Annotated in this window: 7 protein-coding genes; 3 read left to right on the forward strand and 4 right to left on the reverse strand. The window is 72.1% G+C overall.

The window, feature by feature from the left end:
- Positions 1-30: 30 nt before the first annotated feature.
- Together ACFT41_RS14775 and ACFT41_RS14780 are read left to right on the forward strand one after the other, a co-directional pair.
- Positions 31-6,444, forward strand: a complete 6,414-nt coding sequence (locus ACFT41_RS14775) for an SDR family NAD(P)-dependent oxidoreductase (protein ID WP_377586707.1) — start codon at positions 31-33, stop codon at positions 6,442-6,444.
- A 32-nt stretch (positions 6,445-6,476) separates the two neighbouring features.
- Complete coding sequence (locus tag ACFT41_RS14780) at positions 6,477-8,894, forward strand: methyltransferase (protein ID WP_377586708.1); 2,418 nt, start codon at positions 6,477-6,479, stop codon at positions 8,892-8,894.
- Positions 8,895-8,901: 7 nt separating this feature from the next.
- On the opposite strand, the gene ACFT41_RS14785 is transcribed toward ACFT41_RS14780, so the two are convergent.
- The 3 genes from ACFT41_RS14785 to ACFT41_RS14795 all read right to left on the reverse strand — a co-directional run bounded on the left by ACFT41_RS14785 (position 8,902) and on the right by ACFT41_RS14795 (position 13,532).
- Positions 8,902-9,975 carry a saccharopine dehydrogenase NADP-binding domain-containing protein gene (locus ACFT41_RS14785; RefSeq protein WP_377586709.1) on the reverse strand — a complete coding sequence of 358 codons (1,074 nt, stop codon included), beginning with the start codon at positions 9,973-9,975 and terminating at the stop codon, positions 8,902-8,904.
- The gene (locus tag ACFT41_RS14790; RefSeq protein ID WP_377586710.1) at positions 9,972-11,942 is read right to left on the reverse strand and encodes a phosphopantetheine-binding protein; all 1,971 of its coding nucleotides are present in this window, start codon (positions 11,940-11,942) and stop codon (positions 9,972-9,974) included. Before ACFT41_RS14790 ends, ACFT41_RS14785 begins: the two co-directional genes overlap by 4 nt.
- A gap of 363 nt (positions 11,943-12,305) precedes the next feature.
- Positions 12,306-13,532, reverse strand: coding sequence for a serine hydrolase domain-containing protein (locus ACFT41_RS14795; protein ID WP_377613831.1), 1,227 nt, complete (start codon positions 13,530-13,532; stop codon positions 12,306-12,308).
- A 185-nt stretch (positions 13,533-13,717) separates the two neighbouring features.
- On the opposite strand from ACFT41_RS14795, the gene ACFT41_RS14800 reads away from it, so the two are divergent.
- Positions 13,718-14,827 carry a LacI family DNA-binding transcriptional regulator gene (locus ACFT41_RS14800; RefSeq protein ID WP_377586712.1) on the forward strand — a complete coding sequence of 370 codons (1,110 nt, stop codon included), beginning with the start codon at positions 13,718-13,720 and terminating at the stop codon, positions 14,825-14,827.
- Here ACFT41_RS14800 and ACFT41_RS14805 read toward each other — a convergent pair.
- The coding region (locus ACFT41_RS14805) for a family 78 glycoside hydrolase catalytic domain (protein ID WP_377613832.1) at positions 14,766-16,961 on the reverse strand (2,196 nt) is incomplete at its 5' end. The two genes, ACFT41_RS14800 and ACFT41_RS14805, sit on opposite strands and share 62 nt — an antisense overlap.

Raw genomic sequence — 16,961 nt, forward strand, 5'->3', positions numbered from 1 at the left:
GCCAATCCGGTTCCACCAGCGAGGAGCGCGATGACGTCGTCTGAGCAGCACAACCCGGCCATCGCGGTGACCGCGGTCGCCGGCCGCTTCCCCGGAGCACCGGACACCGACCGGTTCTGGCAACTGCTGCATGACGGCAGGCAAGGCCTCACCCGATTCACCGACGACGAGCTCGCCGCCCAGGCCGTACCGACCGCCCTCCGTCGGCACCCGGACTACGTTCCGGTCGGCGGCCTCATCGACGGCCAGGAGCTGTTCGACCCGGCGCCCTTCGGGCTCACCGACGCCGAGGCCGCTCTCACCGACCCGCAGCACCGGCTCTTCCTCGAGGCCGCCTGGCAGGCGCTGGAGCGCAGCGGACACGGCGGCGGCACCGGTGTCGAGGCGGTCGGCGTCTTCGCCGGAGCGGCGCAGAGCGCGTACCTCACTGCCAACCTGCACGGACGATGGGACCCGACCGGCGGCGGCCCCGATCCGCTGGGCAGCCTGGAGACCGCGATCGCGACCCAGGCCGACTACCTGCCGTTGCAGACCGCGTACCGCTTGGGCCTGACCGGCCCGGCGATGAACATCACCACGGCCTGCTCGACCTCGCTGGTCGCCGTCCACGTCGCCGCCCAGTCCCTGCTGGCCGGAGAGTGCGACATGGCCGTCGCCGGCGGGGTGTCGCTGATCGTGCCCCAGGGACACGGCTACCGGTACGTGCCGGGGGGCATCTTCGCCGTGGACGGCCGGGTCCGCCCCTTTTCCGCCGAAGGCACGGGCGTCGTCTACACCCAGGGCGTCGGCGCGGTGGTGCTGCGCCGGCTCGACGACGCTCTCGCCGAGGGTGACCCCGTCCTGGCCGTCCTGCACGGCAGCGCGGTCAACAACGACGGCGCCGCCAAGGCTGGCTTCACCGCGCCCTCCCTGCGAGGCCAGGCTCGGGTGATCGCGGAGGCACTCGCGGTCGCCGGCATCGATCCGGCCGGCGTCGGCTATGTCGAGGCGCACGGCACCGGAACCCGGCTCGGCGATCCCATCGAGGTCGCAGCCCTGCGCAGAGCCTTCGGACGCGACCACACACCGGCCGCGCCATGGTGCGGGTTGGGATCGGTCAAGAGCAACATCGGCCACGCCAACTCGGCCGCCGGTATCGCGTCGTTCATCAAGACCGTGCTCGCGGTGCACCACCGGACGCTTCCCGCTTCCCTGCACGCCGAGCCGATCAACGACCAGCTCGGGCTCGACGGTTCGCCGTTCGCGGTGGTGACCCGGACCCGTCCGTGGGACACCCCGCCGTACGCCGGTGTCAGTTCCTTCGGCATCGGCGGCACCAACGCGCACGTCGTGCTCGGCCCCGCTCCCGAGCGCACCGCGTCCCCGGCCGACGAACGCCCCCAGATCCTGCTGTACTCGGCGCACGAGCGGCCCGCCCTCGACGCGACCGCCCGTGACCTGCCGCCGGCGGACCTGCCCGACGTCGCCTACACACTGCAGCACGGCCGCACCCACCTGCCGTACCGTCAAGCCGTGCTCGCCGGCCGAGGCGTTCCCGCCCGGCGCACCGCTGCGGTCCGCGCCGACGGCGTGCCCCGCGTCGCGTTCCTCTTTCCCGGCGGCGGCAGTCAGTACGCGGGCATGGCCGCACGACTGCACGCCGACGAACCGGTGTTCGCCGCTGGCGTGGACGAGTGCGCGAAGCTGTTCCGCGGTCACCTCGACGCCGACGTCACGACGTTGATCACCGGCGGCGGCAGTGTCCTGGCCGAATCGGCTGTCGTGGGCCTGCCCGCCCTGTTCACCGTATCGGTGGCCACCGCGCGGCTGCTCGGCTCCTGGGGTATCCACCCGGACGTGCTGCTGGGCCACAGTCTCGGCGAGTACGCGGCCGCCGTCACGTCCGGGGCGCTGACGCTGCCGGACGCGGTCGCCCTGGTCGCGGTGCGGTCCCGGGTGCTGGCCGGGGCTGCGGGCGGCGGGGCGATGCTGTCCGTGCCGCTGTCCGAGACCGACGTCACCGCCCTGCTGCGTGATCATCACCGCCTCGACCTGGCGGCAGTGAACGCTCCCCGGTCCTGCGTGGTCTCCGGCCCGTCCGACGCCGTGGCACACTTCGAAGCCACGCTGAGGCGCGACGGCGTCGAACCTGCCCGGTTACGGCTGAGTTCAGCCGCGCACTCCCGGCTGATCGACCCCGCCCTGTCCGACATGCGGAAGGCCGCCCGCTCGGTGCGCGCGGGCCAGCCCAGTGTGGACACGGTCAGCTCGCTGACCGGCGCAGTCGTCGGCGACGAGTTCGCCGATCCCGAACACTGGGTACGCCAGCTGCGCGAGCCGGTGCGCTTCTCCGCGGCGCTCACCACCGCGATCGCCGATCCCTCACCGACGGTGGTGGTCCAGGTCGGCCCGGGTGCCGCGCTCGCCGCGGCCGCCCGCAACCACGGGGCCGCGCACCTGCGGGCCACCGTCACCACATACCCGTCGGACGGGGAGCTGTCCGATCTGGCCGCCGCCCGGCTGGCCGCCGGCGAGTTGTGGAGCCACGGTGTACCGGTCGACTTCACCGCCATGCACCGCCCGGGACGACGGCGGGTCACCGCACCCGGCTACGCCTTCCAACGCCGTCATCTGTGGGTCGGCCCCGAACCGCGGCAGGCGACGCAGCCGGAGACCACCGAGCTGCTCCAGATCCCGCTCTGGCGGCAGAAGCCGCCACTGCCCGCCGTGACCGATCTCGGCGGCCGGTGGCTGGTGACCGGGGACGACGAGGACATCGTCGGTGCCGAGCTGCGCGCTCGCGGCGCCGAAACCGTCGGCCTGGAACATGCCGGCGAGGCCGTCGACGGCGTGGTCGTCGTGGCCGGTGCCCCCCGGACTCCGCAGGAGACGGCCGAGGAGATCCTCCGGCACGGCCGGGTCGCCGCGCTCGATCCGCCGCCGGCCCTGCTGTTGCAGGTCACGCTGACCGGGTGCCGTGTCGAGAGCGGTGACGTGCCCGCAGCGGGCGCCGCAGCGGTACGCTCCCTGCCCCGGGTGATCTCCCAGGAGACACCGGGACTGTCGTGGCGGACGGTCGACGTCACCGATCTACGGGAGCACGCGCCCGCGGTGCTCGCCGAACTCGCCGACCTGCGCCGGGGGCACACGGTCACCGAGGTTGCCGTACGCGGATCCCAGCGGTGGGTGAGCACTCTGACGCCTTGGCCGGCGTCGCCCACCGCCCCGGCGGCGCGACGCGGCGCAACCGCACTGATCATCGGCGGCCTGGGCGACGTCGGCCTCACCATCGCGGCACACCTGGCCCGGCAGGGAATGCGGGTGGTGCTCACCTCACGCTCCGGCGCCCGCACCGCCGGCGTACGCCAGCTGGTCGCGCAAGGCCACGACGTAGCCGTGCGAGTGCTCGACGCCGCCGACACCGCCGGCACCAGCGCTCTGCTCGCCGACCTGACCGCCGGATCCGCCGTCGATCTGGTGGTGCACGCGGCCGGTGTGGTGGCCACCGAGGACCTGCAGCCCATGCGACGTGTCGGTGTCGAGCACGTGGCTGGCCACCTGCGGGCCAAAGCCGGCGGAGCGCTGGCCCTGCGGGCCGCCGTCGACGCCCTGCCACCGGCGCAGCGCCCCGCCTGTGTCCTCCTCATGTCGTCCGCCGGCACCCTCGTCGGCGGTGTCGGCACCGGCCCCTACAGCGCATCGAACGGCTTCCTCAACGCCCTCGCCGAGCAGCCGCCGACCGGCGGCACACGGTGGGTCAGCGTGGTCTGGGACGCCTGGAAGGTCGGGCCCCTCGGCACCGAACGCGAGGTCAACCTGACGTTTGCGCTGGATGCCGCGACCGGGATGCAGGCGCTGGACGCCATTCTGGGCGCATGCACGGCGGGCACCGCCCCACCGGTCGTCGCAGTGTCCACCACGGACCTACGAGCCCGGGTACGCGACGCCGACCGTCCTGGCGTACGCCGCCGTGACGACGCCCCCAACGACCTGACCGGCATCGAGGCGGAGGTGGCCGCCACCTGGTCGGAGCTGTTCGCGACGCCGGTGACCGAAGCCGGCACCGACTTCTTCGCCCTGGGCGGGCACTCGCTGCTGGCCACCCGCATGCTCGCGAACCTGGGAGAGCGGTACCGCGTCCGCCTGAGCCTGCGTGATCTCCTCGCTCGGCCCACCGTCGCCGGACTGGCCGCGACCATCGCCGCCTCCGCCGGGCAGCCGGCCGCCGATCCGGCACCGGTCGTGGCCGTGATCGGCGGGCCGGACGCGGACGGCACGTTCGCCATGACACGCGTGCAGCACGCGTACTGGACCGGCCGCACCGGCGGCTACCGCTTCGGCGACACCGCCTGCCATTTCGCGCTGGAGTACGACTGCCCAGACCTCGACCTGGACCGTTACGAGCAGGCGTGGAACCGGGTGATCGCCAGGCACCCGATGCTGCGCACCGTCACGACCAGCCAGGGCCGCATGCGACAACTGCCGCGGGTGCCCGCCTACCGCATCCGTCCGGTGGACCTGACCCAGGCGGGTGAGCAGCAGCGGACCGAGCGTCTCGCCGCGCTACGCGAGCAGGTCTTCCGCCGGCCCGGCCCGGCCGACCGGTGGCCCCTGGTCCAGATCCGCGCGGCCCGGCTGCCCGGCGGGCGCGTGCGCTTGTTCCTCGGCATCGACGTGCTCGTGTGCGATGCAGGCAGCTACTGGATCATCGACCGCGACCTGCGGCACTACTACCGCGACCCCGACCAGGAACTACCGGAGGTGCCGATCACCTTCGCCGGCTGCGTGCATGCCATGGCGGCGCGGCGCGGCACACCGGAGTGGATCCGCGCCGCCGGCTACTGGCGGGACCGGCTGCCTGCCCTGCCCAGCGCACCCGCTCTACCTGTCTCCGGCACCGAGACCGGCGGCCGGTTCGAACGGCACACGGGCCGGCTCGACGCGCGGCAGTGGGCCGCCCTCCGCCGCAACGCCGCCGACAACGGCGTCACCCCGACGGCGGCCCTGCTCGCCGCGTACGGAGAACTACTCGCCCAATGGAGCGGCGAGGACCACTTCGCTGTCACGGTGACCCTGTTCGACCGGCCCGCGATCCACCCGGCGATCGACAAGGTCGTCGGCGACTTCACGTCGCTGCTGCTGCACGAGGTGGACCGGCGCGCGCCGGGCGGATTCGCCGAACATGCCGCCCGGGCGCACCGGCGGCTCTTCACTGACCTCGACCACCGGGCGTTCTCCGCCCTCGACCTGCTGGCCGAGAAGTCCGCGCAGACCGGGACGGTCGCGTCCGTCCCGGTGGTGTTCACCAGCGCCCTGGGCCTGGACGACGTGATCGGCGGCGACCGCGACCTGGAATGGGCGGGCCGGCAGGTGTCCGCCCTGAGTCAGACGCCGCAGACCGTCCTGGACCACCAGGTGCTCGAACACCACGGCGAACTGCTGGTGCAGTGGGACGCGCTGAAGCCGGTGCTGCCCCCCGCTGACGTCGACCGGATGTTCGAGCGCTACCTGGCCCGCTTGCGTGCCCTGACGGATCCGGCGGTTTGGCACCCCGAGCCTCTGCGGGCCCGCGCGGCACAACTGCCGGTGGACGACGTGGCGATCACGCTGCGCGCCGCGGCCGGTTCCGGGCCGACGCTGTTCCTCGTCCATCCATCCGGTGGAGACGTGACCTGCTACACCGACCTCGCGCAGCGGCTCGACGAGCGCGTCGCCGTCGTCGGCCTGACCGACCCGGGGCTGGCGGGCGGTGCAGCGCCCACCGAGTTCCCCAAACTGGCACGGCTCTACGTCGACGTGCTGCGCTCGGTTCAGCCGGACGGTCCCTACCTGCTCGGCGGCTGGTCGATGGGGGGCAGCCTGGGACACGAGATGGCCCGCGCTCTGCACGAACACGGCCAGCACGTCGCCCTGCTGGTCATGGTGGACTCCAACGATCCGGCCCACATCACGGCGGTGCCCGGCGATCCCGGGACCGCCGCGGCACACGTGCTCGCCCGGCACCTCGGAGCGCTGGAGGCCTACCTCGGCATCGACCTCGGCGTGGGCACACCCGAGGCCCTCAACGCGTTCTTGGCCCAACCGGCCGAGCATCGGTGGGCCCAGGCCACGGAACGGCTCCGCCGTCACCGGTTGCTCGGCGCACGCGAGGACCCGCGCGGCCGGGTCGCCGTGTTCGACCGTCACCTGCTCGGCTTGGCGCTGCACGAGCCCGGATTCCATGCCGACGGGCGGACCCACACCCTGCTGGTGCGAGCCGACCGCAAGGCCACCCGCAACTCCGGGATCGGGATGGGCGTCGACGACACCCCCGCCGGCCTGACGGATCTGGGCTGGTCCGCCCACCTCGCCGCGCCACCGCAGGTGATCGGAGTCGACGCAGACCACTACTCCTTGATGCGGGCACCGGCCATCGCCACCGTTGCGCAGCTGCTCAACGCCGCCCTCGGCCGACACCTGCCATGAACACCGAACGGAGTCACACCGTGTCCCCGGAGATGACCGCTGCCCTGCAACGACTGAGCGCGCACCCGTGGATCGCCGCCGCCGTCCACGACGGCACCGGCCTGCGCGTCCGCGTACGATCCGAAGCCACCGCCGTCCGGCCGGAGCTCGGGGCGCTTGTGCGCGAGTACCTCGGACACTGGACCGAGGTATACGACTTCACGTACGCCGCCGGTGCCGCAGCCGACGACGCACTGGCCGGCTGGCGGGCCTCCGACACCGGTGAGCCGCTTCCGGCGGCACACATGACCGAATGGGTCGAGCGCACCGTCGAGCTGGTGCTCGCGACGCGCCCACGCCACGTGCTGGAACTGGGCTGCGGGACCGGGCTGCTCGCCGACCGGCTACAGCCGCATCTGGCCGGCTATGTCGGCACCGACGTCGCCGAGGGCATGGTGCGACGGCACCAACAGCACGCCCGGCAGGGTCAGGTCTTCGTCCGCGCGGCCGCGCACGAGGTCGGTTCCGTGACGGTACGGCAGGCGCTGGACCGGGCCGGTTTCCCCGCCGACGGGCCCGACTGCGTGCTCGTCAACTCCGTCACCCAGTGCTTCCCCGACGTCGCCTACCTGACCCGCGTGGTGCAGGACGCGATCCGGCTCGTCGCGCCCGGCGGCGTGGTCATCGTGGGCGACAACCGCCATGCGGGCCTGCTGGAGGCCTACTGCCGCTGGCTGGAACGCGCCGCTGACCTCGCAGCGGCCGAAACGGTGATCGACGAACGTGTCCGCGCCCGCGCCGACCGGGACGGCGAGCTCAACTTCGATCCTGCCGTGCTCGCCGTTGCGGCCTCCAGCAGTGGTCGCGACGCGCGCATCGCCACATACCCGAAGACCATGACGGCCGACACTGAACTTACCCGCTACCGCTTCGACGCGGTGCTCCAGGTAGACCCCGGTGACGCCCCGGTCCGGCCCACTACCCACCTTTGGTCCGGACTCGACGACGCGCGTACGGCCATCGCCGCGGGATGGCCGGTCCGCATCGGCGGCATCCCCAACCGGTTGCTGGTGGACACCGCGGACGCCGTGACCGCCAACGAGCTGCGTACCGCCCTGGCCGGAACCGACGCCGCGGTGGTGCTGGACGCCGCCGACCCCACCGCGCTCGCGCTCGTCTCCCCGGCCGTCGCCGCCTTCACCCCCGCCACTCCCACGCCCGGCCGCGCCCACGAGCCGTTCACCGCCTTCGTGCACCACCGCGTCGGCGAGGTCGTCCGGGCGGCCCTGCGCCGGGCAGGCGCGGACGCCCGGGGACTGCGGATCACCGTCGAACGTGGCGTGCCCGCCGAGCGGATCGCGGCCGCGGCGGGGCGCGCGATCGACGCGCACGATGCCGAGAGACTGCCGGACTTCCTCCGGAAACTCGACCATGTAGCCCGGCTGGCCATGGCCGACACCCTCGCCGGTGCCGGCCTCTGCACGGGATCACCCGGCGACGACGAGGGAAGGATCGCAGCCACACTCGCTATCGCGCCGAGACACCGCTGGATCATGCGCCGGTGGCTTGCCGTCCTCGTCGACGCGGGCATGATCGGCACCGACGGTCACCGATACCACGATCTGCGGGCGCCGGGACGGGCCGCCCTGATCGCCGCCACCGACAGCATCGACCAGGCTCGCCGCGGTCTGCACTACCCGCCCGAGCTCACCCGGTTCTTCCAGACCGCAGTGCAGTACCTCCCCGCACTGCTGCGCGACGAGGTCAGCCTTCAGGCTCTGCTGTTCGCCGACGGGGAGACCGGCACCGCCGAAGGCGCCTACCGGGACAACGCCGTCAACCGCTACGTCAACGCGGCCGCCGCCGAAGCCGTCCGTTGGATGGCGCAATGGCGACCGGCGGACCGGCCGCTGCGTGTCCTGGAAGTCGGAGCAGGGGTGGGCGGCACCACCACGGAGGTCCTCGACGCGCTACGCGACACCCCGATCGACTACCTGTTCACCGACGTGTCGGCGTTCTTCCTCACCGACGCCCGACAGCGATTCGCCGACCACGCCGGGCTCCGGTACGGGCGGTTCGACATCAACGCGGACTTCCTCGCCCAGGGAGTCGGCGAAGGCACTCTCGACATCGCGCTCGGAGCCAACGTGCTGCACAACGCCGTCGACATCGGTGCCACCCTGCGCGGCTTCCGGCGGCTGCTGCGTCCCGACGGCGTGCTGCTGTTCGTGGAGACCACCCGCGAGATGCACCAGATCCTGACCTCGATGCAGTTCCTGATGTCGGCCCGGCCGGGCGGCGAACGGCCGGGAGACCGTGACCGGCGGGCGGGAACCGGGCAGATATTCCTCGACGAGACGCAGTGGCGTACCGAGCTGGACGCCGCCGGTTTCCGGTCGATCGTCTCCGTTCCCGGCTGGGACCATCCCCTGCACCCGGTCGGCGTCCAGCTCTTCGCCGCCACCTGCTGACGACTGCTCAGCGTGACGGCAGCGCGAGTTCGCTGATCAACGGATCTGCTGCCAGTTCCTCCGTGACCGTCTCGGGGTCGAGCGCTCCCGACGCGTAGTGCGCGCCGGGAGCGACGGCCCCGATCGCCACCTGACGGGCCGCGATCGCCGCCACGACGCCGCTCAGCGGGTAGGAGTCCGGCGTCCTCAACAGCACCCGCCGAGGGAGAAGCCCCGATCCCGCCGGCGGGCGCGCGTACGCGAGAATGCCGTAGTGGCGTCCATGGGCCGCTACATCCCGGCGTGCCGCCTCCACGATCCGGTCGGCGTGCGCCTCCGGCGGGCGGTCGGCGTCGGCCCACGCGGTCGCGAAAGCCTGTGGCAGGTTGTCCGTCGCGTACACCGTGTAGTTGCGCAGTTCGGTGAGCCCGGCCTCCGACGCCAGCGAGATCATCTCGGTGGACAGGAACGGCACGGCGTGCACCCGGCCGCGGAAACCGGGCAGTGTGATCGATCGCAGCGGCGCCAGACTGTGCGGCACGGCCTGTCCCCCCTGCCACATCGCCAGCGCGTGCCCGAACTTCGGGCCTCGGGTCAGCAGCGCGTCCACCGCGGAAGCCGGGCTGATCTCGACCGACCCGCCGACGTACACGTCGAGGCGAGCCACCGGGCTGCCGTCGAGAAGCAGCCGTGGCAGCAGCCCGGACAGGCCGGGCATCAGTCCGGCGGAGAAGACGGCCGGACGCTGTGCCAGACCCGCTGGGGGATCCTGGGCGAGGGCCTCCACCGCCACCAGGTCACCGGCCGCGTCCACGTAGCCGGCGCCGACGTCCAAGGCGGCCCGGGCGACCCGATCGAGCACCTGGTAGGACGGCCCGGCACAGTTGAGCACCACCGAACAGCCCGCACAGAACGCGGCAAGTGAGGCGCCATCGAACAGGTCGACGGCTACCGCGGTCGCTCCGGTCGCTCGCACGACCTCGTCGGCACGGGTGAGATCACGCCCTCCGACCAGGACGGGGAACCCGAAACCGCGCAGCCGTTCGACGGCAGTCCGGCCCACCGTGCCCGCACCGCCGAGCACTCCGATGAGTGCTGTCACCGGGCCGCGTCCGTGCTGCTCGCCGCAGCCAGTCCGGCCACGGTCGGGTCGGCCAGGAAGTCGCGTACCGGCACCATGATGCCGGTCTCCTTGGCCAGCCGCGCCAGGGCCCGCACCGCGAGCAGCGAGTCGCCGCCGAGATCGAAGAAGCTGGCGCCGCGATCGAGCACCGGCGTCTCCAGCAGGTTCTCCCACAGGGCAGCGATCGTCTGCTCCAGCTCGGTGGCGGGCGGACCGCCATCGGTGCCGGCCCGGTCGTCGGCGTACTGTCCCAGCCGCAAGCCGGTCCGGTCACCGTCCGGCTGGTGCGGCAGATCGACCGGCCGGTCCCAGCCGTCGCCGTCGGCGAGACTGCCGACCAGAGCGACCAGATCGGCGTAGGCGGCGTCCACCTGCTCGATGCCGAACAGCTCCTCCACCAGCGAGAAAACGATGGCCAGCGATCCGCGCAGCTCATAGAACCGCGCTTCCAGCGCCACCTGCGGGGTGCGCAGCTGGTGGAAGAAGTCCTCCATGTCCAGCTGACCCAACGGCCCGGCGAAGTCGGGTTGCTGGGCACCCATGGCGGCGTCCATGCCGAGCGTGCTCTGAAAGACCACAGGTGCGACCGGTCGGTGGGTGCCGCGCCGCCGCCCAAGTTCCCGGGACACCTCGACGCCGGTCACCAGCGCGTGACCGGCGTGCTCAGTGAACCGGCGCTGCGCCTGGCTGGCCAGCTGCGCGAACGTCGATCCGGGGGTCAGCCCGGTGGGCAGCAGCATGGTGGACGCGAAGGCGCCGAAAACCCGGTGCACGTCGAGGTGCAGGGGGAGCCGGTTGAGCTGTAGCGAGTTCAGCAGGAGCCGGTGGTGGCCCGCCCATCGGGCGATGGTGATCGCGAACGCGGTGAACATCACCGTCGACGGGGTGACGTCGTGGACGGCGCACCGGTCCCGCAGTGCGGCCCAGCGACCGGGAGACAGGTACTGCTCCCGGTTGACCATCGTCGTGGCGCGGACCTCCCGCGGATCGGTCGTCAGGGGCAGCGCCGGGGGCTGCGGCATGTCGTCCAGCCGGGACCACCACCAGTCGCGGTCACTCGCCCAGGCGTCAGTCTGCGGCAGGGCGTGCACCGACGCGACGTAGTCGTCGAAGCCCATGTCCAAGGGGGCCGGCACGGCGTTCCAGTCGGCGCTCAACTCGAGCAGCTCCCGGTTCAGCAGCGTGGCCGACCATCCGTCGAACAACAGCAGGCTCATGTTCGTGTGGAGTCGGCCCCGACCGTCGGGCAACAGAGTCAGCCGGATGTCGAGCCCGGGACCCCGCGTCGGGTCCGGGCCGTTGGCGATCATTTCCGCGCGTAGTCGGGCCAGGCTCCCGGCCGCCTCCTCGGCGGACGCCTCGCGCAGGTCGTACACCTGCGGCTCGGGGACGGCCGCAGGCGCGTCGAGCGGCAGGACGTGCTGCATCCCATCGGGGGTGACCCGGGCGCGCAGCATCGGCTGATGTTCGGCGAGGCGGCGCAGGGCGTCGGCCAGTGCCTCCGCGGCCTCGCCGCTGTCCATCTCGCGCAGAGCGACATCGCTGTAGAAGTGCGCGGACTCGTACGACAACTCCCAGCCGCCCTGTTGGCCGACGAAATACCCCTGCTGCAGAGGGAGCAGAGGAAACGGCTCCGTCTTGTCAGCACGCCGTCGCAGCTCGACCGGCACGGCCCGGGTTGCAGCGCCGCCGGCCGCCCTCCTGCGGACGAGCCCGGCCAGCTCCGCCACGGTGGACTCCGCACCGACGTCGGCCAGCGCCAGCACCACACCGAGGCGCTTGCGGATGAGGGCCGCCATCCGGACAGCGAGCACCGAGTCGCCGCCCAGGCGCAGGAACGACGCGTCGGGCGCGATGGTGTGGGCGGGTACGCCCAGCAGCTCCGACCAGATCTCGGCAAGGACTGTTTCGGGGTTGCCGGGCCGCTCGGCGGTGCTGAGTGACATGGAGAGTGACTCCTCACGGGTGGGGTGGGGTATCGCGCACAGCGGCGATCCTCGAAGCCTACACCGATATGAATGTCATTCTCGATAGATGCAGGATGGGGAACACATCTTCGTGCAACTGCACGTACGCAGGGGCGCGCGTGGCGCCGTACGACCCGCTGACCATGGCCGACGACGTGCACGAGGTCGTCCGCGCTCTGACATCACACAACGCCCCCTCTCGTCGTCGGACACTCCTGCGGCGCAGTGGTGGCTACCGCCTACGCCGCGCGCTTCCCGGTGGGCGGCTGATCAGCCGACGTCCCCCGTTCGACCGGCGCGTCACCCCACCGGGGAGCACGTGCGCGGGCCGGCCCGCGCCGGTCAGCCGATCCGGGCGCGTAGACGTTCGCGGTGGGCACAGTCGCGTACGGCCCGCAGCAGCACCCGCCACCGCGGGTCGACCCCGTCGGTCGGGAAGCGCATCCGTTGCGCCACGAAGCCAAACCCGATCGCGGAACCGCGATGGGCGAACCCGAGTCGCCCACCCATTCCAGCGTGGCCGAAACTTCCCGGGCCGAGCATGGGGCAGGCCCGGTGGCTGATCTCGAAACCCAGCCCCCACCGGTCGGTCGGCACGGCCGTGCCTTCACAACGCGGTTCGGCGATCCCTCGAAGGTGGTCGGTGGCCACCTGGGCCACGCTGGCCTCATCAAGCAGCCGGACCGAACCTGACCCTACCTGGCTGATCGGGCTGAGGCAGGCGCCGTAGACCAGGGCCAGCGCGCGGGCGTCGCAGACCAGGCCACCGGCCGGGATCTGGGCCGACCGGAACGCAGTCGAGTTGACCAGTTCGCTGCCGGCCGTCCCGTCCCGCCGCACGAACAGCGGAACGACCTGCGCCTGTGCCTGATGGCGGACACCGCACAGAAGCCGCTGCATCGGGGGCACGTCGGCGAACGCCGGGGTCGCTCCGATCGGCTGGACGGGTTCCAGGACTGCCGGCAGATAACGCCGCTCCGCCTCGGTTGGCATCCCGAACCACGCCGACACCCCCAGCGGGCCGGCGATCCGTTCGGCCACCAGCTGACCGATGTCGCGGCCGGTCACCCGGCGCAGCACCTCAGCCAGAATGGTGCCGTAGCTGAGCACGTGGTAGAGGCGGGCCGAACCGGGCCGGTAGTCCGGCGGCTGTTCGGCCAGCCGCGCAGTCAAGGCAGCCGGATCGAGCAGTTCCTCCGGCCGCCGCGCCGGAACGGTCACCATCCCGGCCGTATGGGTCAGGACCTGACCTACGGTGATCTCGGCCTTGCCGGCGGCGCCGAACTCCGGCCAACTGTCAGCCACCGGCTGATCCGGGTGCAGTCGACCCGCCTGGATCTCCTGGGCGCACAGCAACGCCACGATGCCCTTCGCCGTGGAGAATCCCAGGGTCACGCTCTGCTCGTCCCATCGCTGCCCACTCACCGGGTCCGCCCCGCCCCACAGATCCACCACGAGCTGGCCCCGGCGCACGACAGCAACCGACGCGCCGGCCCGATCGTGGTGGAGCACCCGGTCGAAGGCGGTCCGGACAGGCTCCCAGCCGGGATTAACAGATCCGCAACTCACCCATGCCATGCTAGTGCCAAAGCGCTTTGGCGCACCCGCCGGGGCAGGCGTTCCCATCCGGCCACCGACTCGGTAGTCTCCTGCAACGGTCCGACCGGTAACGACTCGACAACAACCCGACACAGCGACGACTTCCCGCAGACGACCCGACCAATCTCCTGCCCCGAAAGCACCTGAGGAGGAAGATGTCCGCACAACCAGTGCGGTTGATCGATGTCGCCGCAGCCGCCAACGTGTCCACGGCCACCGCCTCACAGGTGATGAACGGCACCGGCCGGGTCGCCGAGAGCACCCGTCGTCGGGTCCTCGACGCCGCGCGCACCTTGCGGTACCGGCCCAACGCGCTGGCCCGTTCCGTCGCGTCGGGGCGCAGCAACACGGTCGGGGTGCTCGCCGAGAACGCGGCCGGGGCCTTCTGCATGCCGGTGCTGATCGGCATCAACCGCTGCCTCAGTTCGCACGACCTGGCCAGCCTGCTCTACGACGCGGCCCACGACCCGGACCTGCGACGCGAACACATCGCGCACATGCTGGCCCGCCAGGTCGACGGCATCATTCTCATCGGCGAAGGCCCCGACGTGCCCATCGCCGGCCTCGACGTCGACTTCGGTGGGCCGGTGGTGTGCGCGTTCGGGCCGCCCGGCGGGCCCGGGGTGACCCAGGTGAGCACCAACGAGCGGGCCGGCGGGGCGCTGGCCGCCCAACGGCTGATCGCCATGGGCCGTACCCGCATCGCCCATGTCACCGCCGCGGACACCCTGACCTCGGTACGCGAGCGGCTGCGCGGGTTCAGCCAGGCCCTCGACGCGGCCGGGTTGCAACCGGCCGCCGTGCTGCACGGCGAGTTCACCCGGTCCTGGGGGCAGCGGGCCGCGACCCGGCTGCTGGCCGAGGTCGACGATGCCGACGCCGTGTTCGCCGGCAACGACGCGATCGCCATCGGGCTGGCCGCCCAACTGGAGGCGCTGGGCCGCCGGGTTCCCGACGACATCGCGGTCGTGGGCTATGACAATCTCGCCGGGTACGGTGATGACGTGGCCGCCTATCTGGAGTCGGTGGATCCCCGGCTGATGGAGGTCGGTCAGCGCAGCGCCGAAACCCTGGTCGACCGGTTGCGCGGCGGCGAGGCCGCCGCCCAGGTCAACGTCGATCCGACCCTGGCTCCCGGCGCGACCACCCGAGGTGATTCCCTGCGACAGCGCCAGGAACTGCTGCAAGCCTTCCTCCGGTCGGTCACCGCTCCGCCGGTGGCCACCCTGCCCGATCCGCCACGGGCCCGTCGAACCCGCCGGTGAACTCGGCAGGTTCGACGATCTCCACCTCGACCCCCTCCGGCGCGGCGACCGTCAGCTGCCAACGCGGCTCGGTGCGCCACGACACCGAGACAGTCCCGTGCGAGGTGTCCAACGTGGTGTTCGCCCAGCTGATCCCGCCACCCGGGCGCGGGGCGATCCGGACCCGGGCGTACCCCGGCTCCAGCGGCACGATCCCGCCGATCGTGCGGTGCATCCAGTCGGCGACCGCCCCCAGGGCGTAGTGGTTGAAGCTGGTCATCTCCCCCGGGTTGACCCGCCCGTCGGCGAGCAGCGAATCCCAGCGTTCCCAGACGGTGGTCGCCCCCAGGGCCACCGGGTGCAGCCAGGACGGGTGCCGGGTGCAGGTCAGCATCGCGTACGCGTCGTCGAGGTGCCCGGTGCGGGTCAGCGCCTCGCACACGAACGCGGTGCCCACAAAGCCGGTCGACACGGTGTGGCCGTTGCGTCGGACCCGTCGGGCCAGATGGCCACCGGCCAGCACCGCGGTGCGTGCGTCGACGACCTCGCTGACGATGGCCAGCGCGTACACCGACGCGGTGTCACTGCGGATCCGCCCGTCCCGGTCGACGTAGCGGTGGGCGAACCCGGCGCGGATCCGTTCAGCCAGCGCGCCCATCCGATCGGTGAGGTCCGCGTCGCCGAGGATCCGCGCGGCCTTCCCGGTCAGGTCGACGCTGCGGTGGAAGGCGGCCGTGGCTATCACCCCGGTGTCACTCATCGCCGCGAACGGATCGTCCGGCGGAGCGGCCGGATCCAGCCAGTCGCCGAACTGCGCTCCCCGGTCCCACACCCCGTCCGGGGACAGCAGACCGGCCACCCGGTCCACGTGTGACACCATGCTGGGCAGGCTCTCCCGCAACACCGCCAGATCGCCGCCGGCCTGCCACAGTGCCCACGGAACCCAGACCGCCGCGTCGCTCCACACGGCCACCGACTCCGGGGATCCGGTCCCGTCGACGCTCCAGTCGCCGAGCACATCGGGCACCACGTAGGGCACCCGGCCGGCGTAGGCGGCCTGCTCGCACCGCAGGTCAGCCAACCATTCGCGCAGGAACGCCGACATGTCGAACAGGAAGCAGGCAGCCGGGGCGAAGACGGCGATGTCGCCGGTCCAACCGAGCCGCTCATCACGCTGCGGACAGTCGGTCGGAATCCCTACCGTGTTGCCCCGCAGGCTCCACACCACGTTGGCGTGCAACCGGTTCAACAGCGGATCAGAGCAGTCGAAGTGCCCGGTACGCCGCAGGAAGCTGCCCACGACCACGGCGGCCACCCCGGTGCCGTCCAACACCCCTGGCGGGCCCTGGAGTTCGGCGTAGCGGAACCCATGGGTGGTCAATGTCGGTTCGAAGGTGTCGGCAGCGCCGCTGAGTACGTATCTGTCGGTAGCCTCGGCCGACCGGAGCGGCCGGCGGGCCAGCTCCCCGTTCTCCAGCACCTCCGCGTGCCGGACGGTCAACCGGTCGCCGCGGTCGCCACTGGTGGCCAGTCGGACCCAGCCGACCAGATTCTGACCGAAGTCCACGATGAGCCGGTCCGGCGCGATCCGGTCGAGCCGGACCGGCTCGATCGTCTCGTGCCGGACGATCGCCGGCCCGCGGTCGGCGACCAGTCGGGACCGGTCGAAGTCGAGTACCTCCACCGCGGCTGGCTCGCCCGGCTCGACCCGGGTGTCGATCAGCATCCCGTCGTACAGATCGTCTTCCAGCACGGTGGACCGGGTCAGCCGCCAGTCCGGTCCGGTGAGCAGTAGCCACGGCGGGCCGTCGGTGAACTCGACCCGCAGCTCAGCGCTGGCCCCACGGCGCGATCCGTACCAGCCCCGATGCCCGAACCAGCCGATCCGTCCGGTGAACCAGCCGTTGCCGACCAGCAGGGTCAGCTCATGCTCGGCCGACGCCGCAGTCGCAGTCGGTGCGGTCTCCGGTTCCGCCGCCCCGCTGTCGACGAGAGCGCCGGACAGGTCGTACTCGCGGTAGCGCACCCGGTGCTGGTAGGCCGACCAGCCGGGGCTGAGCACGTCGTCGCCCACCCGGACACCGTCGAGGAACGGCTCCACCACCCCGTGACCGGTCACCCGAAGGGTGGCCGACAGCGGCTGTCTCTTATACAC

Source organism: Micromonospora sp. NPDC057141 (assembly GCF_042670805.1).
Lineage (GTDB): Bacteria > Actinomycetota > Actinomycetes > Mycobacteriales > Micromonosporaceae > Micromonospora.